Raw genomic sequence first — 23,585 nt, 5'->3', positions numbered from 1 at the left:
CACATATATCCGTTCGGTTCGAGCAGCATCGAGCAAGGCCGAGATGCGTCAGTCGAAAACTTTTGCCCCGCCATCTCGACCATCGGTTCTCGGCAAGTTCGAACCGCTTCGATGCGAACGGGGGAGGTAAGCTGGCTCAGCCCTTCAGCTTCGCAACGGCATCGACAAGCTGGCCGATATTTTCGATTTCGGCCTGCATGTTCATGGTGATGATGATGTCGAACTCGTCCTCGATCGCGGCGACGAAGTCCATTACCGTCAGGCTGTCCCACTCCAGGTCGCCCGCGAAGGTGGTGGCCTCGGTCAGCTCAACGCCCTTCTTGTTGAAAGGCGTGATCTGCGCGGCGATGCTGTCGAAAATCTGCTGGCGATCCGTCATTATCTGTTCAAAGCTTTCCCATGAAAGGGTGGCTTTTGCCCCCAAGCTCCGCCTCTTGGCAAGGGAATAAGGCGGCAATCGGGCAGCATCGCGCCCGATTGTGCCGCCGTTTCATGCCTCAGCGAAAATTGTCGGCGTACGCCTGGATCTTCAGCGTCTTGGGCGGAGTCGTGATGAAGCGGTAATCGATCCCATATTTGTCTGCATAGGCGCGCGCCGCGTCCACGGAAGGGAAGGTCAGCTTCACTTGGCTCTGCGTGTCGCCCGAGCCGGCCCAACCCGTCAGCGGATCGGGCTTCTTCGCCTCGCTCGGGGCAAATTCCAGGACCCATTTGTTGGTCCGCGCCTTGCCAGACTGAAGGGCGTTCTTCTGAATCTGATAGATGCGGGCGGCCATCGTGGCGTCAAACTCCTTGGGAAGGCGATGGCTCCGTTGCACCAGCGGGCGCCCTCAAGTCAAGGCTTGCCACGGGCGTCGGCACGTTTCGTACGCAACGTCGCAGCCGCGCCTGCAGGATCGTCGGGCCAAGGATGCCTGGGATAGCGCCCGCGCATTTCCTTCGCCACCGCGCTCCAGCTGCCCGCCCAGAAACCGGGCAGGTCACGTGTCGTCTGGATCGGCCGCCCGGCAGGCGACGTCAGCGACAGGACGAGCGGTATGCGGGCGCTACCGACCACCGGATGCTCGGCCAGGCCAAATAGCGCCTGCACGCGCAACTCCACCCGCGGCCCCCCTTCTGCCGCATAGTCGATCGCATGGCTGCTGCCCGCAGGCGAACGGAAGTCCGGCGGAGCGAGCCGGTCGAGTTGCTGCTTGCCGTCCCAGCCGATCAGCCCTTCCAGCACGGCTGAAAGCTGCGCCCGGTCGATGTCGGACAAGCGCCGCCTGCCAGCCAGCAAGGGCGGGAGCCATTCGTCAAGACTGGTCAGCAACGCACTGTCAGACAGCGCTTCGACTCCGGCAAAACCTGCCCGCATCCGCAGCGATCGCGCGGCATCCGACCAGGGCAAAAGGTCCAGCCCGCCGCGCCTTACGCCATCCACCAGCGCGGCGGTCACCGCTTCCGGATCGGGCCGGTCGTCCGATCCGGAAGAAAGCCTGACGGCGCCCAGCCGCCTTTCCCGCAGCGCTTCTATTCCGCCGGTCTCAGGCCGGAAGCGCACCGTGCGATGTTCAGTCACCCGCCCGCTGAAGAGGCCCAGAACATCAGCCTCGTCCATCGGCGCTGCTGACAATATCCGCGCCCCCGCCGCGCCGCCCTGCACCTCTCCCACGGCCAACCACTCTTCGCGGGCGAGTGGGGTGGCAGGGTCGAGCCGGAAGCCGCGTCCGCCCACACTTGTCCAATCAGCACCATCAGCGGAGCGCCGTTTCGCAACGCGGTCGGGAAAAGCGAGTGCGAGGCAAAGCCCCGTTTGATGCTCGGAACCTCCAAAGGGTGAAGTCGCGGCGGGTGCTCCGGAAGGCAGCTTTGCGAGCCGCGCCCACCGCTTGGCCATGGCCCGTGCCGCATCGGCCCGCTTGCCGCTTTCGCGCCGCCAACGCGCCCGCCGTTGCGATAGATCGACGTCCTGCCCGCCAATCCCGCGCTCCCCCAGAAGCACGGCGATTTCGGCCGCAGGCTCCGCCAGCCCCATCTCTCCCGCCCGCACCAGCATATGGCCGATTCGTGGTTCCAGCGGCAGCTGGGCCAGCGCTTTTCCATGGGCCGTGATACGCCCTTCCTCATCCAGCGCTTCGAGTACCGTCAGCCGCTTTCGCGCCTCGCTCAGCGCAGCTTCCGGCGGCGGATCGAGCCATTGCAGGCTCGCCGGGTCGCTCACGCCCCAAAGGGCGCAGTCGAGCAACAGGCTCGATAAATCGCTTTCCAATATCTCGGGCGGGTCGAATGGCGGCATGCCCGCCGTGGCCGCCGCCTCCCATAAACGATAGGCGACGCCCGGCCGCTGCCGTGCCGCACGGCCAGATCGCTGCGTCGCCGCCGCTTGGCTCGCCCTTTCGGTCACCAGCCGCGTGACGCCCGCCGCCCGGTCATAACGCGGACGGCGCGCCAAGCCGGAATCGATCACGATCCGCACGCCATCGATGGTCAGGCTGGTCTCTGCGATGGAGGTCGCCAGAATGACCTTCCGCCGTGCCTCTCGTGACGGGCGGATGGCCGCGCGCTGGGCAGCGGGGTCCAGGCTTCCATGCAGCCTGTGCACTTCTACGCTTAGCCCTTCTAGCCGATCCGCCGTCCGTTCGATCTCCGCCACGCCGGGAAGGAAAGCGAGAAGGTCTCCTTCCGGTTCTTCTGTCAGCGCTCGCCGCACCGCCGCCGCCATTTCATCCTCGATCCGCTTTTCCGCCGATCGCCCCAGATGCCGCAGTTCCAGCGGCTGTATCCGTCCTTTGCTTTCGAACACCGGCGCGCTGTCCAGCAGCGCAGCAAAGCGCGCGCCATCCAGCGTGGCAGACATCGGCACGATACGCAGGTCCGGCCTCAGCGCGCCTTGTGCGTCGAGCGCCAACGCCAGCCCGAAGTCGCTGTCCAGGCTGCGCTCATGCACTTCGTCGAACAATATGGCAGACACGCCCGATAGCTCCGGATCGTCCTGTATCCGCCGCACGAAAATGCCCTCGGTCAGCACCAGAATCCGCGTCCTGGCGGACTGCTTGCTGTCCATGCGCGTGGCATAGCCGACTGTTCCGCCTGGCATTTCCCCCATCAACTCGGCAATGCGCTCCGCCGCTGCGCGCGCCGCCAGCCTTCGTGGGGAGAGCAGCAGGACCTGCCCAGTGCACCAGGGTTCGTCCAGCAGGGCAGGCGCCACGGCCGTCGTCTTGCCCGCACCCGGCGGCGCGACGAGCACCGCATTGCTCCTATTGCGCAGCGCCTCAAGAAACCGGGGCAGGACATCATAAATGGGCAGCACGGCGGTCATCATCGCCCTGTCGCTTTATTCGACGCGGGCTGCAAGCGCAGCCTGCTATCGTCGGCCGTCATCCAAATAACAAAGCATGCACCGGGTTCTTGGGATCCAAAAGCATCTTCGCAGTCAACCCCAGCGACATGATGATCAACAATGGCCGGATCAGCTTGCTCCCGAACCGCATGGCCAGATGCGATCCGATCTGTCCGCCGGTGATGCTCCCGACAGCCATCGCCAGCCCCGCAACCCAGATGACATGGCCGCCGATGATCATCGTCATCAGCCCGGCGATGTTGCTCGCAAAATTCGCCGCCTTGGTCTGTGCTGTCGCCCGCACCAGCCCCAGGCCGCCCAGGGCCACGAAAATCGTCGTGTAAAATGCCCCGGCCCCTGGCCCGAAAAAGCCGTCATAAAAGCCGATGACGCCGATCAACGGGCTCAGCACGACAATCCCTACGCGGCTGCGCCGGTCCATCTCGCTCACCTTGGGTGAGAAAGTGAAGTAGAGCGCCAACATGATCAGCAGCGCAGGCATCAGGCCCGCCAGAACGGTGGGGTCCACGCGCTGCACCAGCCATGCGCCGCCTATGGACCCGGCGAAGGCCGCAAAGACCGGCCAACGGTAGGTTTTCAGGTCCATATGCCCCGCACGCGCATAGGCGATGCAGGCGCCAAAGGTTCCGAGGGACGATTGCAGCTTGTTGGTGGCGACGGCGGGTACAGGCGGTACTCCGGCGGCCAGCAGTGCGGGCAGGGCGATCAGTCCGCCGCCACCGGCCATTGCGTCAATGCATCCGGCGACCAGCGCGGCCGCCATAAGGAAGGCCAGAGTTTCCGGTGTTAGGATCATGTCAAAGTCGCCCCGCTGCTATTCCCGTAAATACGAGCGGATGCGGCGAACCCCTCAATAAGCGCGCGCGATTGCGAACTCCACCGCCTCGGTCAGCGCTGCCTTGGCGCTGCCGGCATCGAACTGACCCAGCGCATCAATCGCCCGCTGACCGTAAAGTCGCGCGCGTGCCAAGGTGTCATCGATGGCGCCGGTCTTGCGCAGCAATTGCGTCGCCAGCGCAAGATCCTGGTCGCTCACCCGATTGCCCGCGATCGCCTGTTTCCAGAAGGCCCGATCCTCTTCGGACCCGCGCGCGTAGGCCAGGATGACCGGCAGCGTTACCTTGCCATCGCGGAAGTCGTCGCCCGCGTCCTTGCCCATCGTCGCGCCATCGGATTCATAGTCGATGGCGTCATCGATCAGCTGGAAAGCAATGCCAAGGTTGCGGCCATAAACGTCCAACGCCTTTTCCTCTGCCTCGTCGCGATCAGCAACGACGGCGGAAATCCGGCAGGCTGCGGCAAACAAGGCGGCGGTCTTCGCGCCGATAATGTCCAGATACTGTTCTTCGCTGGTGTCGATCTTGCGCTGGGCGGTCAGCTGGTTGACCTCGCCCTCGGCGATCACCGCCGACGCGTTGGAAAGGATTTTCAGCACCTTGAGCGATTCCGCTTCGACCATCAGTTCAAAGGCGCGAGAAAACAGGAAGTCGCCGACCAGCACGCTGGCGCTGTTGCCCCAGATGATGTTGGCGGTTTTGCGGCCACGGCGCAGGCCCGACCCGTCCACCACATCATCGTGCAGCAGCGTGGCGGTGTGGATGAACTCGACGGCGGCCGCCAGCTTGTAGTGGCGGCTCCCTGCATAGCCTACCAACTGCGCACAGGCGAGGGTGAGCATCGGCCGCATCCGCTTGCCGCCGCCCGCGATCAAATGGCCTGCCAGTTCAGGGATCAGTGGGATGCGCGACTGCATCCGGTCCAGGATTACCGCATTCACCTGGTTCATGCCCTGGGCAACCAGCGCCATCATAGGGGCGAGCGAGGGCGCGCCGTTGGCGCGGCCGATGGGATGGACATTGCCTGAGGCGGGTGCGGTCATGACCCGGCCCATGTGGCGGCGCAAAATGCAGATGGCAAGCGGGAATAGCTTGCACCCAGCGCTGGATGGCGCAAAAAGCGCCCGAAGAACGGAGGACAAGCGTGGACGAGACTTTGAAGCGGTATCGCGAGAGCATCGACAATATCGACGCCGCGCTCGTGTTCATGCTTGCTGAACGGTTCAAGATCACGCAGGCGGTCGGCGAATATAAGGCGACCCATGACTTGCCGCCTGCCGACCCCGGCCGGGAGGAACGGCAGATCGCCCGGCTGCGTCAGCTTGCGACCGATGCCAATCTCGACCCCGACTTCACGGAAAAATTTCTGCGCTTCATCATCGACGAAGTGATCCGCCACCACGAACGGCTGCGCGAACGCTAAGCCGGTCCAAGAGTAGTGAACGTCCCTCCGTTCGTTCGAGCGAGGGGGAGAAATATTCAGGCCGGCTCGTTCACCGTCTCGCGCTTGCCCTGCGACCGCCCAAGCAGAACGCCCACCAAGGCCAACGCGAAACCTATCAACTGAATCGGCCCCAGCCTTTCTCCGAACAGCAACCACGCTTCGACAGCGGCGAGCGGAGGAACCAGCAGCAGCAGCATCGACATGCGCGTCGGTCCCTGTGTCCGCACCAGCCAGATCAGCAGCGACAGCCCCCCTGCTGACAGCCCCAGAACGGACCAACCGAGACCCAGCCACAGCAGCGGCGCGCCATCCCAGCGCATCTCGCCGATCGTCAGCACTGTCGCGATCGCAATCAGCGCTCCGCCTGCATTCTGCATGGCGCCTGAAACCCAGATGCCGTCGCCTGCGATCGATCCGCGCTGGACCAGCGTGCCCGCAGTCATGCCGATTACCGCGATCAACCCAGCGATTACAGGGATGAGGGGGATGCCGCCTGCGCCGGAACGCTCGATCGCTGGCAATAAAACGCAAGTCACGCCCGCAATGGCGATGGCCAGCCCTGCCCAGGCGCGCCTCAGCAGCCTTTCTCCCAAGAGCAACACGCTCGCCACCGCCACCATCAGCGGCTGCAGTGCGCCCAGCAGCGACATGATCCCCGCAGGCATGCCATGATAGACGGCCCACCAACTGACCGTCAGATAGACGCCGTGCAGCATCGCGCCCGCCAGCAGGTGCAGTAGCAGCCGTCTCCCAGTCGGCACTCTTTGCCGTGCGCCGAGAGCAATCATTCCCAGCAGCAGCGCCGTCAGCGTCAGTCTTACGCTCAATATCAATTCGGGCGCGCCATGCGGCACCGTCCCCCGCGCTACGATGAAGCCGGTGGACCAAATGAGGACGAACAGCAGCGAAGCGGCAAGCGCGATCATTCCCGTCCGGCCCGTATCGCCGCTGCACCTGCAAAAGGCGTGATCGCAACTAGCAGCAGCGACGCCGCGCCCAGGAATTTGAGCGCCGACCCGCTTCCATCGCCCAGCGTCCCCGCGCCAAAGATCAGCAGCGGCACAGCCAGCGGTAGCGCCAGAAGCCCGGCCAGCGCTCCGCTCGACCGCAGCCCCGCCGTCAGGCTCGCCACCAGCAGACCGAGTGCCGCAAGGGCAGGGGTCCCGATCAAAAGCCCCAACTCCAACATGCCGATCGTAGATCCGTCCAGCTTCAGCAGGGCCGCCGCTGGCAAGGCGGCGATCATCAGCGCCGGCCCAAAACCCAGCCAATGCGCGATCAGCCGTGCCAGGACCACCAACTCCTCGCCTATGCCTCGCAGCGCGATTTGGTCGAGCACGCCCGCGTCCCGATCCGGGGCCACGAGTCGATCGACCGGCAGCAGGCTCGCCAGCAGCGCCGCGATCCACAGCATGCCCCCGCCCGATCGCCCCAGCAGTGCCGCGTCGGGTCCCACCGCGAAGGGATAAAGGCTGGCCACCAGCAGCAGGAACGCGACCGGCAACCACAGCCCGGCGGACTGCCACGCCTGCCGCAAGTCCCGCGCCGCCAGCAGCAGGACCAGCCTCATGCCGCGTCCTCCGCCACATAATCGGCAAGCTCGACGATCGCCGGCGCGGTCATCGGCAGGGGCTGATGCGAAGCCGCGACAACGATCCCGCCGCCAGCCAGGTGCGCCGCCACCGCCGTACCCAGCAGCGCGAGCGACGCGTCGTCCAATCCATTGCCCGGCTCGTCCAGCAGCCACAGCGGGGCTCCCCCGGCAATCACCCGCGCCAGCGACGCCCGCTTGCGCTGCCCGGTCGACAGCATCCGCACAGGTATGTCAGCCAGCGGTCCCAACGCCATCGCATCCAGCGCCCGGTCCAGCGCCGCTGCATTCACTCCGTCCAACCGCGCCCAAAAGCCCAGCGCCGCCCTCAATGGCTCTTCCATTTCCAGCGCCAGCCGCTCATCGGCGAGCGCGATCCGCCCCCGCCGCTCGATCGTCCCGGCCATCGGCCGCAGCAATCCGGCGCAGATGCGCATCAAACTCGACTTGCCGATGCCATTTGGGCCGCGCAGCAACGCGCTTCCGCCCGCCTGCAGCGACAGGTCCACGCCCCGGAACAGCATCCGCCCGCCACGCGCGCAGGCAATGCCCGACAGGCGCAGCGCTGCATCGCTCATGATGAGACCATGTCCTCCAATACCTGCATGTCGAGGTCGGAGAGGCCAAAATGATGGCCGATCTCATGCACCACCACATGGGTGATAAGCACATCCAGCGGCACGCCCGTTTCCACCCATTCATCCAGCAGAGGACGCCGGAACAGATGGACCGTGGGTGGGCTATCCCCGGTCTGGGCTGGCTCACCCACCGGACGCCCGCTGTAGAGGCCGGTGAGGCCGAAGGGATCGTCGATCCCCATCTCCTTCAGCACCTGATCGTCGGCAAATTCCTCCACGAACAGGACGACGTTGAACAGGTGCGAGCGGAAGGGGTCGGGCAGGCGCCCTAGAGCCGCCAGCGCAAGGCTCTCGATCTCAGCACGGGTCGGCGGGAAAAGAGGGGGTTGACCATGGTCGGACATGGCTGCGACATAGGCGAAACAATATTATGAGGATAGAGCTATGATTGGTAAACTGACCGCAGAAGAGCGGGATCAGGAACTCGCCGATCTGCCGGAGTGGACGGTGATCGCGGACCCGGATGGCATCCGTCGCCGTTTCAACTTCGCCGATTTCAGCGCAGCCTTCGGCTTTATGACGCGTGTCGCGTTGCTGGCCGAGCAGGCCAACCACCATCCAGAATGGTTCAACGTCTATAATCGCGTCGATATCACCCTGACGACGCATGATGCGGATGGTCTGTCCCGTCGCGACATCGATTTGGCAAAGGCAATTGACGCGCTGCTGCTCGACTGATCCCTTCGATCAGTTGGCTCGGGTTTCGATATGATCCTCATAGCCGTGCAGCGCGGCCATGACTGCGGGATCGCCTGCATAGCGCCGCCGCAGCATCGCCAGCTTGGCGTCCGTGCCAGTGCATAGTTCGGCGATGCTCTCCATCAAGAAGACGCGCCGCTCCCCATCATAGGGTTCTTCGCCCCGGAAATGGTCACAGCCGTCGCGATCGACCATGAAGCTGGTCACTTCCTGCGGGAAGGGCGTCGCCAGCGCAGCGTCCGGGGAAGGAGGCAGGTCCAGCGATCCGAGCGGCGCGGGTTCCGCGCGCACCCTGACCTCAGCGGAAGGCCGCTGCCGGGCGGCGACCACCTCGATCGGTTCACCCTCTATGGGATTTGCGGACAGTGCGGGCAGCGGCGAAGCAGCGTTGTCCGCAGACACGGCATCGCCAGACGCATCACGGCAAGCCGCGGTTAGCGTCAGCATCATCATCAATGGAAACAGCCCCAACCGTGCGCCCACCGATTTCCTCCCGCAATATGGCAATAAGATCAGCGACATGCGGCAGTCGCTGCTCCTCCTCATCGAGAATCGCCATGAAAGCGGCTTGCCTATAGGCGCGGACGCTCTCTTCGGAAAGGCGGCTTGCCGCGGGCAATGCGGAAATTACGATATCCAGCATGCGCTCGACGCCATGAAGGCGTCCCCACAAATAGTCGTTCTCCCGATAGGCCCTGCTAAAGAAAGCGCCGAAATTATTGAATTCTATCCCCTTTAATGTCGCCTCTGCGCCGCCCGTGCGAATTGCGCTGCAATCTTCAGGAGAAATCCGATCAACCTTCACCGGATCATATTCATCCATAGCGTGGCCTTGAAGCAACGGTAGGGTGGCGATGTCGTAGAAGGGAAAGCCGAGATAGGAGAGCAGCATCGTCCTCCGTTCCGCCTTCGGCAGGTCCGCCAGCGCTTCGGCCAGCATCACGTCCGCTACGCCGTCGCGCTCGCCTAGCCCGCGCGCCTGCGCGATCGCATCCAGCGCCGCCGCCGCATCATTGGGCAGTTCCTTCGCCGCTGACCGGATCGCGCCATTGTAGAAGTCTGTGCCCTCGCATTCCGTATAATGGGCCAGCGCCTGATAGATGGCGTCGTGCATCTTCTGGACCGCAGCGTCGCCCGCCTGCGATTCGACCTCCAGCGTTTCGGCCAGCCGCCGCGCCAGAAAACGCAGCCGCCGGATGCGGAAGGCCAGGTCATGGGTACGGAAGAAGAGAACGGGCGGCGATCCCGGCCCGACATCTTCCGTCAGCTGGTCCGCTCTGATCGCCCGCACATGCGACCACAGCGCCTGGCGGTAATTTTCCCGCATCAACGGGCTTTCCTCGTCACTCAGGCGAAAGAGCAGGGCGGCAAGATCTTCCACAATGCCGGACAGCTTCAGGTGCCCATAGGCTGGGAAGGCGAAACCTGCCGAATTGGCGGCGCGCTGCTGGGCCTTCGCGCGCCAGACCGAAAGCCGGGCGGGCGTGGGACGGTCGAGGAACAGCATGCCGCCCATCGCGCTTTCCACTTCCGCCTCAATCCCCGGACGCAGCGCATTCAGAATGCGCACCATGCGGCGGATGCGGGACGAATGGCGATCAATGGCTTCCAAATTGTCACGGATGGGCTGTTCACGCGGAATGTCGCTCAGTGCACCGAAGATGGTGCGAAAGAAGCCTGGCAGCGGCGCACCTTCGCCAACGGCCTCTTCTTCCTGAACGCCCTCTTTGTTGAGCTGGATCGAGCGATGGCCCGGCTTGGGGTCGATATAGACAAACCGCCGATCGACCTCGCGCCGCGATGGGCGGTTCCGCAGCGCGCCGATCGCCTGCGCGAACGGCGCGTTCGCCAGCACCGATCCGTCGATCAGTACGGCGTCCTCCGCTTTGCCGCGCGCCCAATGCCGGGGCAGGGCATGCGCCAGAAAGGCGTCGCGCGTTGGCCAGGCCCGATGGCGGCGCTTCAGCACTCGGTCCAATTCGCGCACGGTGAAGGGCGGGAAAGCGCCGGGGAAACTTGCTGTCGCCCTCGCCGCAAAGACGAGTTCGGCCGGGTCCGCGAACAGCCTGTCGCCGCGCCCTCGTGCCCGAAAGCCGATAGACAGGCGATGCTCTGTCTCAACCACCTGGGGTGGGCTGTTGAGATTGAGGCTCTGCGGATGGCCTTCAAAATCCGTCACCGTGACGAACAGGTCCAGAGGATGTCCCTCTGGCAGCAGCGGCGGCCCACGTTCCGCCGCCTCCATCGCGTCGAACGCATCCAGGATCATCGCGGTGAACACCTCGCCGCCGAAGGGCGGCTCGAACCAGCGCGACCGGATGAAATTCGACAGCTTGTGCCGCACCTCCTCGCGGGTATTCGGCGCCACGGTGCGCTCTACCGTGTCTCCAGGATGCCGCGCCGCCATCCAGACCAGCGGCGTTGCCCAGAATTTGGTGATCCGCCGAGCGGGTCGGGCATCAGGGTCCAACAGCCGCTCAACGTCGGCATTTTCCAGCCACAGATCGGTTAGCGGCTCCAGCGACTGGCCTGTTTCAATAGCTTGCGCCAGGAAGATGCCGTTGATGCCGCCCGCACTCGCGCCCGCAATAATATCGGGCATGACCCGCAAACGCACGCCGCTCGCCGCCTCCAGGTCCTCCAACAGCTTCCGGTACACGGCCTCGCTGCTGTTCCCGCTGGTCGAGCCATCATGAAAACCCCGGCTCGCCCGCGCGAGCCGCCAGATTTCCTTGGTGATGCCGTGCATGTAAACGGCCAGACTGATCCCGCCGTAGCAGACCAGCGCCAAGCGAAGTTCGCGCTCTTTCATGAGCGTGTCTTATCCCTGATCCTATGACCGTGGATTGAATGGCGCGTTACCTCTTTCATCCCCTTCGCTTCGAGCGGCTTCGAGCGAAGTCGAGAAGCGCCCGCCGAAAAGTCGGCGCAGTGTTCTCGGCCTGCTAGAGCCGACCGGAGAGGAGGACGGCCTGCTGGCCCAAACTTGGCTAATCTATCGCCGCCCCTCACAACCAAAACTCCGCCCATATCGGCAAATGGTCAGATGCCTTCCGCGCCGCCGCGCTGTCATGCACTCCGCTATCGACCAATTTCAGTTGCCCGCAATGCATGATCCGGTCGAGCTGCGCCACCGGCCGCCGCGCATGGAAGCTCCGGCCACAGGGCGCGAAGCTGTAATGCCGCGCGAAATCGGCCAGGCATCCTCGTCCCGCGCTCCATTCGTTTAGGTCCCCCATCAGCACCGTGGGCATCTCCTCGCGCAGCCCTGCCGCGTGGATCACCGCTGCTGCCTGCTTCCGCCGCCAAAGGCCAGACAGGTCCAGATGCATGCCGAAAATCCGCATCTTGGACTTGCCCAGCGTTACCTCCGCCATGGTCGCCCCTCGCGGTTCCAGACAGGGCAGGTGCAGCACGTCATGTGCGCCGATCTCCGCCTCCTTGCGCACCAGAATGGCGTTGCCATGCCAACCCATGGAATCGGCCTGCACATTCAATGGCACGGGCTTGTAGGAGCTGAGGGAGTCCAGCAACCAAGGCGGGATCGCAGCCGATCTTACCCCAAAGCGGCGATCCGCTTCCTGCAGGGCTATGATGTCGGCATCCACCTCTGCCAGCACTTCCAGCACCCGTTCCGGACTTCGGCGGCGATCCGTGCCGATGGCCTTGCGGATATTGTAGCTGGCAACGCGAATGGATTTCATGGCGAAACAATGCGCCACATAGCAATGAGTTTCCAGCACTCTCCGTCCGGCTCTAACAATCCCCCGGTCTCTTTAAGCCCGTGGAAGGGCGCCAGCTTCGTTTCTTTGTTCTTGAAACGTTCGCGGCGTGCCGCCATACCACATCCGTTCGCTTAATTACCCCATTCGCTTCGAGCGAAGTCGAGACGCGAGATCGGACGGCAAGGTTTATAATGGCAAAGGCAAAGCGCAAATTCGTCTGCCAGCAGTGCGGCACGCTCTCCTCCCGCTGGCAGGGGCAATGCGATGATTGCGGCGAATGGAACAGCATCGTGGAAGAAGCGGCCGAAACCATCTTCTCTGCCCGTCACGACCTTCAAACCGGCGGTCGCGCTCTGACGCTCGTGGGCCTAGATAGCCAGGTCGAACTGCCGCAACGCACTAGCACCGGCATTGCCGAGTTCGACCGGGCGCTGGGCGGCGGGATCGTTCCTGGCTCCGCGACGCTGATCGGCGGCGATCCCGGCATCGGTAAATCGACGCTGCTGCTTCAGGCCGCTGCCCGCATTGCCGCACGGGGCCTCTCCGTCGCCTATATCAGTGGGGAGGAGGCATCGGATCAGGTCCGCCTGCGCGCACAGCGTCTCGGCCTCGGCAGCGCGCCGGTGCAGCTCGCCAGCGCGACCTCCGTCCGGGACATATTGACCACGCTGGGGGAGGGGGAGCCGCCCGTTCTGCTCGTCATCGACTCCATTCAGACGATGCACAGCGATTTGATCGAGGGCGCTCCCGGCACGGTCAGCCAGGTTCGGGCCTCCTCGCAGGAACTGATCCGCTTCGCCAAGCAGCACGGCACCGCAGTCATTCTCGTCGGCCATGTGACGAAGGACGGCAGCATCGCTGGCCCTCGCGTCCTTGAACATATGGTGGATACAGTGCTCAGCTTCGAGGGGGAGCGCAGTCACCAGTATCGCATCCTGCGCGCGATCAAGAACCGCTTCGGCGGCACCGACGAGATCGGCGTTTTCGCTATGGTAGCGGAAGGGCTGGAGGAAGTTGCCAACCCTTCCGCGCTGTTCCTGACACATCGTGACGTAACCGTAACGGGTGCCACCGTCTTTCCGGCGCTTGAGGGCACCAGGCCCGTTCTCGTCGAAATACAGGCCCTCGTCGTCCGGCTCTCCAGCGGCGCTACCCCCCGCCGCGCGGTGGTTGGCTGGGACAGCGGCCGCCTCGCCATGATTCTGGCCGTGCTGGAGGCGCGCTGCGGCCTCAGCTTCTCGACCTGCGAAGTCTATCTGAACGTCGCGGGCGGATATCGCCTTTCCGATCCCGCCGCAGACCTCGCCGTCGCCGCGGCGCTCATTTCCGCCTTGGCCGAACGCCCCGTGCCGGCCGATCTCGTTCTCTTCGGCGAACTTGCGCTGTCAGGTGAAATTCGCCCTGTCGCTCACGCACCTCTGCGCCTGCGGGAATCTGCCAAGCTCGGCTTCGAACGCGCCTATGTTCCCTCGGCAGTGGCGGATGGGGTGAAGGGCATCGCCGTCAGCGGCTATCGCGCGTTAAGCCAATTGGTTGACCAGATGCTCGGCCGCGGATAGCCCGGCGTCCATGAACGCCGTCGATATCCTCGTCCTCCTCGCCATCGGCGGATGCGCCGTCTTGGGTTTGCTACGTGGTTTCGTTCTCGAAACATTGTCGCTGATCGCCTGGGTGCTCGGCATCTTCGCCATCCGCCTCTTCCACAGTTCTGCGACCGAACTGCTCACTCCCCTTGTAGGAACCACCAGTGGCGCTGCAATTCTTGCATTCATTCTGGTATTCGGCATTACCTTCGGCGCCGGTAAGCTTCTCGCCCACGCCATCGGCCGCCGCACCCGGCAGTCGATCCTCGGCCCTGTCGATCGCGTCTTGGGCGCAGGTTTCGGAGCGGTCAAAGGACTGATTGGCGCAACGCTCGTCTTCCTCGCCTTCAGTCTGGTGTACGACACCTTCTACGGCAGTACCGCTCGTCGTCCCGACTGGTTGTCCGATGCACGCACCTATCCCCTGCTCAACGCCAGCGGTCAGGCGATCAGCGAATTCGTCGCCGAGCGCCGCGCCAGGAAGTCAGCGGACTGAGCTACAGCCATCCTTTGGCCCGGTAAGCGTCAGCCGTCGCCTTAAGCCCTTCCTCCGTGGTCACCATGGGGGTCCATAGCTTTTTGGGTGGTTGCTTGCGCTTCGTCACCACCCAATCCGGATGGCAGAAATAGCTAACCCGATCCTGTGTCAGTTTCGCCCCCTTGCCGCGCAGTATCCGGTCCAGCCGGGCCCCCAGACCCAGCGCCCAGTTCGGCGTCGCAAAGGTCCGGACTGGCCGCCCCACCGCTCGGCCTATCGCCTGGCCAAAATCCAGATGATCCCAGCCGCCCGGGGTGCCGTCATCGGCTTCGTAGCAATGGGCGAGGCTGATTTCTTTCTCTCCGGCAAGCACCAGCAGCAGCCGCGCCAGATCGCTGACCTCGATCAGCGACAGACGGCCACCGGGCGGCAGCAGCATGACGCCGCGCTTAGCCATGCGAAACAGCTCCAGCATCTCCCGGTCGCCTGGCCCATAGATTGCTGGCGGCCGCACTATCGTCCAATCTAGGCCGCTCGCCTTCACATGCCGCTCAGCCAAGCCCTTTGACCAGCCATAGTCGGACAGCTTGGGTTCTCGCGCCGCAAGTGACGATACATGAATCAGCCGCCGCACCCCCCGTTGCCGCATGGCGTCAATCACGGCCATGGTGCCCCGAGCGTTGCCTGCCTCGAAGCCATCGCGATCAGCGGCGTTGACGACCCCTGCAATATGGATCACCACATCTGCGTCGCGCACAAGCGTGTTTAGCGCTGGGCGATCCTCTAACGAGCCATGCACCCATTTCAGTCGCGCGCGGGGCGGCTGCGCCTTGCGTGTGATCGCCGTCACATGGAGCCCGGCTTGCAAGGCTTGATTAAGTGTTTCGGCACCGACGAAACCCGTCGCGCCGGTCATTGCAATACGCAGTTTCATGAAATGTCAGACCATCGCCAAATGGTCGCGATGGACCAGGACGGAGCGAGGCAGGTGCCCCAGCAGGGCGGCTATATCCTCGCTGCGCTTGCCAGCAATCCGGGCTGCTTCCTCGCTGTCATATTCGCTGAGACCGCGAGCGATCACTTGCCCTTCCGGGCCGATGATATCCACGACATCGCCGCGCGCGAATGCTCCCTCGACTCTTGCCACACCCGCGGGCAGCAAGCTGTTTCCGCGGCCCAGCGCTTTTTCCGCTCCCGAATCGATGATGATCCGCCCGCGCACCATCAGCCGTCCGGCGAGCCATCCCTTGCGTGCGCGCTTCGCAGGCGCGGCCAGGAAGATCGATCCTCGCCCGCCATTACTCCAGTGGGATAAGGGGCTGTCCACCTTGCCCGAGATAATCGCCAGATGCGCCCCTGCTCCCGTTGCGATCCGCGCCGCCTCAATCTTGGACGTCATGCCGCCTGAACCCATGCCGGAAGCCGATCCGCCGTCCGCCATTCCGGCGATCCGCGCGTCTATGCGCTCGATTGTCTGTATCAACATCGCGCTCGCATCGACGTGCGGGTTCGCGGTGTAAAGCCCATCGACATCGGAAAGCAGCACGACCGCGTCGGCCCGTGCCGCCTGTCCGATGCGCGCCGCCAGCCGGTCGTTGTCGCCGAAGCGGATCTCGGCTGTCGCCACGCTGTCATTCTCGTTCACGACCGGAACGACGTCCAGTGCCATCAGCCGCTCTAGGGTGGCCGATGCGTTGAGATAGCGTCGGCGATGCTCAAGATCGTCGAGCGTCACCAGTATCTGCGCAGCCGTCATGCCCTTGTCCTGCAGCAAGCGCGCCCAGCATTGTGACAATGCAATTTGCCCCGTCGCAGCCGCTGCCTGCGCATCCTCCAGGCTGCCGCGTCCGCCCTTGGGCAGTTTCAGTCGACGAGCCCCAAGCGCGATCGCGCCAGATGATACAATGATGATCTGCTGCCCAGCGGCTTTACGGGCGACAATATCTTCTACCAGCGTGCGCAGCCATGCCTCGCGCACCTCGCCAGCCGGATCGACCAGCAAGGCGGACCCGATCTTGATGACCAAACGCCGAATCTGGGAAGGCGGAAAGCCGGAAAGAGGGGATGTCACAGATTCGAATCCATCCGCCTTGCAATCAAATGGGCGACCATGGTGCGTCACCTTCCCCATCGGCCGACTCCTCTGCCTTGGGTTCCGACAGCAACGGCAGAACCGCATCGAGCAGCGCGGGGACGCCCTCACCGGTGGCCCCAGATATGATGAACACATCCTCCACACCGGCTTCTTCGCGAAGCTGGGCAGCGATGTCCTCCATCAATTCCTGGCCCAACAAGTCGCCTTTGTTGAGCGCTACGATCTGCGGCTTGTCTTCCAGACCTTCATCATATGCGGCGAGTTCGTCCTGCACGATCCGGAACTGCTCGACGGGATCGTCGCCTGTCGCATCCACCAAGTGCAGCAGCACGCGACAGCGTTCGATATGGCCAAGGAAACGGTCGCCAATCCCGGCTCCCTCGGCGGCGCCCGCAATCAGCCCCGGAATGTCGGCCAGCACGAATTCGCGATCGCGGTGCAGCACGACGCCGAGCTGAGGCTTGGTCGTGGTGAAGGCATAGGCTCCGACCTTCGCTTTGGTGTTCGTCACCTGATTGATGAAGGTCGACTTGCCAGCGTTGGGCATGCCCACCAACCCTACATCGGCAAGCAACTTCAGCCGCAGCCACACCCACATTTCCTGACCCGGCCAGCCGGTGCCATGTTGCCGGGGCGCGCGGTTGGTGCTCGTCTTGTAAGATAGATTGCCGCGCCCGCCGTCGCCGCCGCGGAGCAGCACCAAGCGCTGCCCGACTTCCGTGAAATCCGCGAGCAGTTCCTGCTCCTCATAATCAGGATAGCCGTCCTCATCCTCCGTGCCTTCGATGGGCTGGGGGTCGGACAGAATCTGGGTGCCTACGGGCACTTTGATGACGAGATCCTCGCCACCCGCGCCGTAGCGATTCTTGCCTGCGCCGGGCAGCCCTCGCTGCGCTTTGAAATGCTGAGTATAGCGGAAGTCGATTAGGGTGTTCAGCCCGGCGACGGCTTCAAAGATAATGTCTCCGCCCTTGCCGCCATTGCCGCCGTCGGGGCCGCCATATTCGACATATTTTTCCCGCCGGAAACTGACCGCGCCGGGGCCGCCCCAGCCGGATTTAATGTAAATCTTTGCTTGATCCAGGAAATGCATGGGCTGGCCCATAGCTGCTTATGCTGCGGAATTAAACCTTGCCGTCTCCGGTCTTAATTAAACATGTGTTGGGAGGGGAGGGACGACACGGTTCGACGCCGCCCCTGTCGATCAGTCATGCCGCAAGGGCAGGCATGGCATCTTCATAAAGGTCCATGGCGGGATCTGTCATCATTCGTCCGGCCACGCCTTCTTCGAAGACCAGGCACTCGGCCGTCGTCCCGCGCGCGGGGCTGTATCGCTGCTCAACACGCCCCGTGTAGCGGAAGCCGAGTTTGCGCAGTACGTTGCCCGATGCAGGATTGTCAGCGAAATATGCCGCGGCGATGCCGTTAACGCCTGCCGCGCGCGCCATGTTCAGCACCGCACTTGCCGCCTCGGTGGCGAAGCCCAAGCCCCAATAAGGGCGAGCGATCCAGTAGCCGATCTCCGGCGCACCATCTTCGGCGAGATGCAGCCCGCAGCCACCGACGAGCCGTGGCGCTCCCCGGGTACGAGAAAAAGCCAGCAATCGCGGGAGGCGCGAGTCGTGCGGTAGCGAAAGGAAGGCGCGGGCGTCATCGACGCCATAGAGCGCAGGTGCCCTCGTCAAATTGCGCAGGATCGCCTGCTCGCCGATCGCCTCGGCCAGCGCAGGCGCATCTTCCATCCAGCCAGGTCTCAAGAGTAGGCGAGGGGTACGGGCGAACATTTTCAAATCTCTCCTCTGATCGACGCGCCAATGGCCGCGAAAAGTTACGGCTTGACGACTTTTCCTCTGGCTGAACCCCGCCCGCATGACGCGTGAGAAAGGACAGGGTTCCAAAGGCTTGAGGGAAAATGAGGGGAGATGCCACCGAACGGAAAAAGGGGCGCTCCCAGACGGGGCGCCCCTTCGTTTCCCTCGAACACTGGCGGTGGACTAAATGTCTTTCCACCAGGAGGATCGCCCCAATTGCGTGGGACGATCCGTCATCAATCGTCCGTTATTCGGCTGCTTCGGCCATCGCATCGACCGACACATATTTGCGGCCGAGCTTGCCGGTGTGGAATACCACGCGGCCTTCACCCAGCGCGAAAAGCGTATGGTCCTTACCCATGCCTACGTTGCGGCCCGGATAGACGCGCGTGCCGCGCTGACGGATGATGATGTTGCCACCGATCACTTCCTGACCGCCGAACTTCTTCACACCAAGGCGCTTCGATTCCGAATCGCGACCGTTACGCGACGAACCGCCAGCTTTCTTATGTGCCATGACTCAAACTCCTCGAAACTGGACTGCGGCTCAGGCGATCGACACGATCTTGAGGATCGTGTGATTCTGGCGATGACCGTTGCGGCGACGGTAGTTGTGCCGACGGCGCTTCTTGAAAACGATGACCTTCTCGCCCTTCGCCTGCGCGATGATTTCTGCGGCAACGGTCAGCTTGCTGGCGTCCTTCACGTCGCTGCCTTCACCGGCGAACAGGACGTCACCCAAGGTAACCTTGTCACCAGCCTCACCGGCCAGCTTCTCAACGACGATCTTGTCTCCGGCGGCGACGCGATATTGCTTGCCGCCCGTGCGCACGACTGCGAACATGGCTCTTCTCTTCTCGTTCAAATCTGCTTTACGCAGATCGCCGAGGACTTGACGTCCTGTTGACCCGCGCGGGAATGTGGCCCGGTAGTGGAATGACTCGCTGCTGTCAACTATATCGACTGGTATCGGTACTGGTTTTTAGGCGGGCACGCGCCTATCTGGACTACGCAAAGGAACCGCGAAGCGCATGACGTCAGTGTCGCATAGGGATAGCAGCATGATGGGACGCAGGTCCTTCATCGCGTCCCTGTGGGTGGCGATCATGATTGCGCTGCTGTCTGCCCTCGCGCCTCTGGGGCCGCCATCGAGCAGGCTGACGGGCTCTGCGTTCAACCCTGCGACGGTGGGCGTCGTGTTGAAGGCGCGGTCTCCAGCTACGATAGAGGAAGCGCTTCCTTCAGAGATAGGACGCGAACGCGCTGGGCAGATCGGGGGGCCGATCAAGTTGTGGGTCTTGCCAGCCGTTATGGCGCTTGTTGCAGCCGGGCTTTTTCTTTTTGGATGGTGTTGGCCCTCTTCAACGGAGGCACATCGCGCAACTACTTATACTTCCTGTCGCAGAGCGAGAGGGCCTCCAGCATCTTTCTGACAGTCTTTGCCCCGCCCGCTATGCGGGCGTTCCCTGGAAGGAGTCTTCCATGACTGGCAGAAAATCGCGTCGCACCAGCCCGCCCCGGTGGTTTATGCCCGCTGTGCTGACCGGATTGGCCGCAGCGGGTGCGCTGCTGTCCGCAGCGATGCTGGCCATCGCCGAATGACCACAGGCCAGGGCCAGCCGAGCGCTGCGCCCTGGCGGACAGGAACAGATTCTATATGCCTCATCATACGCCTCTGATCGGAACGATCGTTGCGGGCCTTGTCGTTGCTTTCGTCATGGGCGCCATCGCCCATCGCCTGAAATTGTCTCCATTGGTCGGCTACCTTGTCGCGGGTATCATCGTCGGTCCTTTCACACCCGGTTTTGTCGCCAATGCAGGACTGGCCAATGAACTTGCCGAGATCGGCGTTATTCTGCTGATGTTCGGCGTCGGCCTCCACTTTTCGTTGCGTGACCTGCTTTCGGTGAAGAATATCGCGGTTCCCGGCGCGATTGGCCAGATTGCCGTGGCGACATTGCTGGGCATTGGCCTTTCCCATTTCATGGGATGGCCCCTGCTGGGCGGCCTAGTGTTCGGCCTAGCTTTGTCGGTCGCCAGCACCGTTGTCCTTTTACGCGCGCTGCAAGGCGCTGACCTGGTGAAGACGCGCCGCGGGCGAATCGCTGTTGGCTGGCTGATCGTCGAGGATCTGGTGATGGTGCTGGCGCTGGTCCTGTTGCCCGCACTGGCCGGGGTCATGAACAATGCGGATGCATCGGCGGGAGCGGGGGCGCTGTTCGGGCCGTTGCTCGGCACACTGCTGAAGGTGACCGGCTTCGTCGCATTGATGCTGATCGTGGGTCGCCGGGTCATCCCCTGGGCGCTGCACTGGGTCGTGCATAGCGGATCGCGGGAACTGTTCCGTCTCGCGGTCCTGGCGATCGCGCTCGGCGTCGCTTTCGGTGCAGCGGTTGCTTTTGATGTGTCCTTCGCGCTTGGAGCCTTCTTTGCGGGCATGATCCTGGGGGAGACACCCCTCAGTCGGCGCGCCGCGGAGGAAACTCTACCGCTACGCGATGCGTTCGCGGTCCTTTTCTTCGTCTCGGTGGGCATGCTGTTCAATCCGGCCGTGTTGGTCCAACAGCCCTTGCCCCTACTTGCGACGGTGGCGATCATCATCATTGGCAAGTCCATTGCCGCCTTCGTAATCGTTCGAGCTTTTGGCTACACTGGTGAGACGGCGCTAACCATCGCGGCAAGCCTCGCCCAGATCGGTGAATTTTCGTTCATTCTCGCCTCGCTGGGGACTGGCCTTGGCATCTTGCCTGCCGAAGCGCGGGACCTGATCTTGGCCGGTGCTATCGTTTCGATCTTCCTCAATCCGCTGATCTTTTCGCTGATCGTGCGCAAGCATAAGCCGGAGGACGATGAGGAGCTTACCGAAAAGGCGCAGGTGACGCGCCGGATCGGCCATGTCATCCTGGTCGGCTACGGCCGCGTCGGCAAGATGATCGCATCTCGTCTGGCCGAGCGGCATGCGCATCTGGTGGTTGTCGAAGGAGATCACGAGCGGGCGGAGGAAGCGGAGGAGGCGGGGCTGTCGGTCGTGCGCGGCAGCGCGCTGGAGGACCGTCATCTCATTGCAGCGGGTATTTGCGAAGCGCGCCGCTTGTTGATCGCAGTGCCGGAGGGCTTTGAGGGTGGCGCAATCCACCAGCATGCCCGCCACCTGAACCCGAACATCCAAGTTATCGCCCGCGCCCATTCGGATGCGGAAGTCGTGCATCTGGAAGGGTTGGGCGTTCCCCACATCGTCATGGGGGAACGCGAACTGGCCGCCAAAATGCTGTCGCTCTGCGGCGCGGGATGACCCTTTTTTGTTAGTTTGAAGCGACAAAGGGCCGCCTTGTCAGACGGCGGCCCTTCACCTCAAACTCGGGGTTTTCGAGGACCGCCGCGCTTGGGACCACCCTTGAATGGGCGTGGACTGTGCGCGGGAGGACGGGGGCCGCGTTCGGCGTTGGGACGCCCCTTGCCGCGGGGCCCCTCCCGCCGGTTCTCGCGAGCCATTTCGCGCGGCTTGCCTTCGATTTGCTCGATCGCGACTTCCGCGCCCTCGTCACTGGCTTGGCCGGTGCGCTTCACCGCGCCGACGAACTTCGCCGCAATGGCCGAAGGGATCTCGAACATTGTTTCATTGGCGGCGATGCGGATCGCGCCGATATCCTGGCGCGACACATGGCCGCGACGGCAGATCAGCGGCAGGATCCAGCGCGGATCGGCATTCTGGTTGCGGCCGATGTCCATGCGGAACCATATCGTGTCCTCAAAGCCGGGACGCGGCCCTTCCTGGCGCGCAGGCGCCTCGCTGCGGTCGAGCAGTTCCTCGGGCGCGGGGAGGGCGGAGCGGGCGCTTTTCACCAGCATCGCGGCGATTTCCTTGGCGGACTTTTCGGCCAGCAACTCGGCGCCCAGCGCCCAGTCCTGCTCGTCCAATTCGGCCTTCTCCATCAGGCTGGCGCGCAGGCGGGCATTGTCCTGCTCCTGAATGGCTTCCTTACTCGGCGGAGTGCCCCATTCGACGGGGATTTTAGCGCCCCGCAGCATGGATTCGACGCGGCGGCGGCGCGGGTAGGGGACGATGAGTACCGCCGTTCCCTTCTTACCCGCACGCCCGGTGCGACCCGAGCGGTGCTGCATCGTTTCCGCGTCACGGGGAATTTCCACGTGGACCACGAGGCTGAGATTGGGCAAGTCGATGCCGCGAGCGGCGACGTCGGTCGCCACGCAGACCCGTGCGCGGCGGTCGCGCAGCGCCTGAAGCGCATGGTTGCGCTCATTCTGGCTGTGCTCGCCCGAGAGCGCGACGGCCGCGAAGCCGCGTTCGGTGAGGCTGGCATGGAGATGGCGTACATTGTCACGGGTGGCGCAGAAGAGGATCGCTGTTTCCGCCTCATGATAGCGTAGTAGGTTGACCACCGCATTTTCGATGTCCGCCGGGGCGACGGTCACGGCCTGATAGCTGATGTCGCCGTGACCGCGCTCATCACTGACCGTCGAGATGCGCAGCGCGTCCTTCTGATAGCGCTTGGCGAGGGCGACGATCGGCTTGGGCATAGTGGCGGAGAAGAGAAGGGTGCGGCGATCCTCGGGCGCGCCGTCGAGAATTTCTTCCAGATCCTCGCGGAAGCCCATGTCGAGCATTTCGTCGGCTTCGTCGAGCACCACGGTCTTGAGACCGGAGAGATCGAGGGCACCGCGCTCCAAATGGTCGCGCAGACGGCCCGGCGTGCCGACGACAATGTGCGCGCCATGGCTGAGTGCGCGGCGTTCCTTTGCGGCGTCCATGCCGCCGACGCAGGTGGCGATGCGAGCGCGAGCCTCACCATAGAGCCATTCCAGTTCGCGGCTCACCTGCAGCGCCAGTTCGCGCGTGGGCGCGATGGCCAGTGCGAGCGGCTTGCTGGCGACCGGCAGGCGGCTTTGTTCGCCAAGGAGTTCACCCGCCATGGCGAGGCCGAACGCAACCGTCTTGCCCGAGCCGGTCTGTGCCGAGACGATGAGGTCGCGACCTTCGTTTTCGGGTTGCGTGACCTCGGCCTGGACGGGGGTCAGCTGTTCATAGCCTTTCCGTGTCAAAGCGCCGGAAAGCAGGGGAGGGAGATGTTCAAAAGACATTATATTTTCCATCGGTAAGGCGACCCGCCATTCCCGACGGATACATGATGACCTGATCTTCTCCAGCTGCTGCCGGAGCCCAGGGTGCAAGGTCACGCACCCCGAAGTTCACACCGTCCCTGGAGTAGAGAAACCGCCGAAAGCCGGGGCTTTCGAGCAGGCCCCCTGCGAAGGGAGAATGTCCCAAATAAGAAGGCCGCCTTCCCCCGCAAAGAGGGAAGGCGGCCCCTTTTTTGCTT

Annotated in this window: 25 protein-coding genes; 5 read left to right on the top strand and 20 right to left on the bottom strand. The window is 63.5% G+C overall.

Annotation, left to right across the window (positions count from 1 at the left end; translation table 11 throughout):
• Window positions 1-136: 136 nt before the first annotated feature.
• The 5 genes from ACFO3E_RS20540 to ACFO3E_RS20520 form a co-directional block, all read right to left on the bottom strand.
• Entirely contained in the window at window positions 137-379 is a 243-nt protein-coding gene (locus ACFO3E_RS20540) for an acyl carrier protein (protein ID WP_066527414.1), read from the bottom strand.
• Between the two features lie 118 nt (window positions 380-497).
• Window positions 498-776, bottom strand: a complete 279-nt coding sequence (locus ACFO3E_RS20535; protein ID WP_066527417.1) for an ETC complex I subunit — start codon at window positions 774-776, stop codon at window positions 498-500.
• A gap of 59 nt (window positions 777-835) precedes the next feature.
• Window positions 836-3,307, bottom strand: a complete 2,472-nt coding sequence (gene hrpB / locus ACFO3E_RS20530; protein WP_082919617.1) for an ATP-dependent helicase HrpB — start codon at window positions 3,305-3,307, stop codon at window positions 836-838.
• Window positions 3,308-3,362: 55 nt separating this feature from the next.
• Window positions 3,363-4,142 (bottom strand): TSUP family transporter, encoded by a 780-nt coding sequence (locus tag ACFO3E_RS20525; RefSeq protein ID WP_066527419.1) that lies wholly within the window; start codon window positions 4,140-4,142, stop codon window positions 3,363-3,365.
• Window positions 4,143-4,196: 54 nt separating this feature from the next.
• Complete coding sequence (locus ACFO3E_RS20520) at window positions 4,197-5,225, bottom strand: polyprenyl synthetase family protein (protein WP_066529241.1); 1,029 nt, start codon at window positions 5,223-5,225, stop codon at window positions 4,197-4,199.
• A gap of 101 nt (window positions 5,226-5,326) precedes the next feature.
• On the opposite strand from ACFO3E_RS20520, the gene ACFO3E_RS20515 reads away from it, so the two are divergent.
• Window positions 5,327-5,605: a chorismate mutase gene (locus tag ACFO3E_RS20515; RefSeq protein WP_066529238.1), complete on the top strand. Its 279-nt coding sequence runs from the start codon at window positions 5,327-5,329 to the stop codon at window positions 5,603-5,605.
• A 56-nt stretch (window positions 5,606-5,661) separates the two neighbouring features.
• Here the strand turns inward: ACFO3E_RS20515 and ACFO3E_RS20510 are convergent, their stop codons facing one another.
• Genes ACFO3E_RS20510 through ACFO3E_RS20495 form a run of 4 tightly spaced genes read right to left on the bottom strand, consistent with a single transcriptional unit; the run spans window position 5,662 to window position 8,199 of the window.
• Window positions 5,662-6,552 carry a DMT family transporter gene (locus tag ACFO3E_RS20510; RefSeq protein WP_066527422.1) on the bottom strand — a complete coding sequence of 297 codons (891 nt, stop codon included), beginning with the start codon at window positions 6,550-6,552 and terminating at the stop codon, window positions 5,662-5,664.
• Complete coding sequence (locus ACFO3E_RS20505; RefSeq protein ID WP_066527424.1) at window positions 6,549-7,196, bottom strand: heme exporter protein CcmB; 648 nt, start codon at window positions 7,194-7,196, stop codon at window positions 6,549-6,551. Before ACFO3E_RS20505 ends, ACFO3E_RS20510 begins: the two co-directional genes overlap by 4 nt.
• Complete coding sequence (gene ccmA / locus ACFO3E_RS20500; RefSeq protein ID WP_066527426.1) at window positions 7,193-7,795, bottom strand: heme ABC exporter ATP-binding protein CcmA; 603 nt, start codon at window positions 7,793-7,795, stop codon at window positions 7,193-7,195. Before ccmA ends, ACFO3E_RS20505 begins: the two co-directional genes overlap by 4 nt.
• Window positions 7,792-8,199: a metallopeptidase family protein gene (locus ACFO3E_RS20495; protein ID WP_066527429.1), complete on the bottom strand. Its 408-nt coding sequence runs from the start codon at window positions 8,197-8,199 to the stop codon at window positions 7,792-7,794. Before ACFO3E_RS20495 ends, ccmA begins: the two co-directional genes overlap by 4 nt.
• Window positions 8,200-8,239: 40 nt before the next feature.
• Here ACFO3E_RS20495 and ACFO3E_RS20490 point away from each other — a divergent pair, with 40 nt between their 5' ends.
• Window positions 8,240-8,533, top strand: a complete 294-nt coding sequence (locus ACFO3E_RS20490) for a 4a-hydroxytetrahydrobiopterin dehydratase (RefSeq protein ID WP_066527431.1) — start codon at window positions 8,240-8,242, stop codon at window positions 8,531-8,533.
• Between the two features lie 9 nt (window positions 8,534-8,542).
• Here the strand turns inward: ACFO3E_RS20490 and ACFO3E_RS20485 are convergent, their stop codons facing one another.
• From ACFO3E_RS20485 to ACFO3E_RS20475, 3 genes are all read right to left on the bottom strand, one after another.
• Window positions 8,543-8,956 carry a hypothetical protein gene (locus ACFO3E_RS20485; protein ID WP_335675640.1) on the bottom strand — a complete coding sequence of 138 codons (414 nt, stop codon included), beginning with the start codon at window positions 8,954-8,956 and terminating at the stop codon, window positions 8,543-8,545.
• Between the two features lie 16 nt (window positions 8,957-8,972).
• Window positions 8,973-11,366, bottom strand: a complete 2,394-nt coding sequence (locus ACFO3E_RS20480) for a patatin-like protein (protein ID WP_380807160.1) — start codon at window positions 11,364-11,366, stop codon at window positions 8,973-8,975.
• Between the two features lie 196 nt (window positions 11,367-11,562).
• Entirely contained in the window at window positions 11,563-12,258 is a 696-nt protein-coding gene (locus ACFO3E_RS20475) for an endonuclease/exonuclease/phosphatase family protein (protein WP_066527435.1), read from the bottom strand.
• Between the two features lie 212 nt (window positions 12,259-12,470).
• Between ACFO3E_RS20475 and radA the strand changes: the two genes are divergently transcribed.
• Both radA and ACFO3E_RS20465 read left to right on the top strand, forming a co-directional pair.
• Complete coding sequence (gene radA / locus ACFO3E_RS20470) at window positions 12,471-13,838, top strand: DNA repair protein RadA (protein WP_066527437.1); 1,368 nt, start codon at window positions 12,471-12,473, stop codon at window positions 13,836-13,838.
• 10 nt (window positions 13,839-13,848) lie between these two features.
• Complete coding sequence (locus tag ACFO3E_RS20465) at window positions 13,849-14,358, top strand: CvpA family protein (protein WP_066527438.1); 510 nt, start codon at window positions 13,849-13,851, stop codon at window positions 14,356-14,358.
• Window position 14,359: 1 nt separating this feature from the next.
• Here ACFO3E_RS20465 and ACFO3E_RS20460 read toward each other — a convergent pair whose 3' ends face one another.
• The 6 genes from ACFO3E_RS20460 to rplU form a co-directional block, all read right to left on the bottom strand.
• On the bottom strand, window positions 14,360-15,274 hold the full coding sequence (locus tag ACFO3E_RS20460; RefSeq protein ID WP_197486269.1) for an NAD-dependent epimerase/dehydratase family protein: 915 nt from the start codon (window positions 15,272-15,274) through the stop codon (window positions 14,360-14,362).
• Window positions 15,275-15,280: 6 nt separating this feature from the next.
• Complete coding sequence (gene proB, locus ACFO3E_RS20455) at window positions 15,281-16,411, bottom strand: glutamate 5-kinase (RefSeq protein ID WP_066529250.1); 1,131 nt, start codon at window positions 16,409-16,411, stop codon at window positions 15,281-15,283.
• Window positions 16,412-16,436: 25 nt separating this feature from the next.
• Window positions 16,437-17,528 carry a GTPase ObgE gene (obgE, locus tag ACFO3E_RS20450; protein WP_380807157.1) on the bottom strand — a complete coding sequence of 364 codons (1,092 nt, stop codon included), beginning with the start codon at window positions 17,526-17,528 and terminating at the stop codon, window positions 16,437-16,439.
• A gap of 115 nt (window positions 17,529-17,643) precedes the next feature.
• Window positions 17,644-18,219 carry a GNAT family N-acetyltransferase gene (locus tag ACFO3E_RS20445; protein WP_066527440.1) on the bottom strand — a complete coding sequence of 192 codons (576 nt, stop codon included), beginning with the start codon at window positions 18,217-18,219 and terminating at the stop codon, window positions 17,644-17,646.
• A 274-nt stretch (window positions 18,220-18,493) separates the two neighbouring features.
• A complete protein-coding gene (gene rpmA, locus ACFO3E_RS20440; RefSeq protein ID WP_007683600.1) occupies window positions 18,494-18,763 on the bottom strand; it encodes a 50S ribosomal protein L27 in 270 nt (89 codons plus the stop codon).
• Window positions 18,764-18,793: 30 nt separating this feature from the next.
• Window positions 18,794-19,090, bottom strand: coding sequence for a 50S ribosomal protein L21 (gene rplU, locus ACFO3E_RS20435; protein WP_066527443.1), 297 nt, complete (start codon window positions 19,088-19,090; stop codon window positions 18,794-18,796).
• An 813-nt stretch (window positions 19,091-19,903) separates the two neighbouring features.
• Between rplU and ybaL the strand changes: the two genes are divergently transcribed.
• Window positions 19,904-21,538, top strand: a complete 1,635-nt coding sequence (ybaL, locus tag ACFO3E_RS20430; RefSeq protein ID WP_066527447.1) for a YbaL family putative K(+) efflux transporter — start codon at window positions 19,904-19,906, stop codon at window positions 21,536-21,538.
• Window positions 21,539-21,597: 59 nt separating this feature from the next.
• On the opposite strand, the gene ACFO3E_RS20425 is transcribed toward ybaL, so the two are convergent.
• Window positions 21,598-23,346, bottom strand: coding sequence for a DEAD/DEAH box helicase (locus tag ACFO3E_RS20425; RefSeq protein WP_066529254.1), 1,749 nt, complete (start codon window positions 23,344-23,346; stop codon window positions 21,598-21,600).
• Window positions 23,336-23,533, bottom strand: coding sequence for a hypothetical protein (locus tag ACFO3E_RS20420; RefSeq protein ID WP_197486270.1), 198 nt, complete (start codon window positions 23,531-23,533; stop codon window positions 23,336-23,338). The genes ACFO3E_RS20425 and ACFO3E_RS20420 overlap by 11 nt, the downstream gene beginning before the upstream one ends.
• Window positions 23,534-23,585 lie beyond the last annotated feature (52 nt).

The organism is Sphingobium tyrosinilyticum, from assembly GCF_042654265.1.
Lineage (GTDB): Bacteria > Pseudomonadota > Alphaproteobacteria > Sphingomonadales > Sphingomonadaceae > Sphingobium > Sphingobium tyrosinilyticum.
Note: the sequence above shows the minus strand (reverse complement) of the source record. Positions and strands in the feature narration are given on the sequence as shown.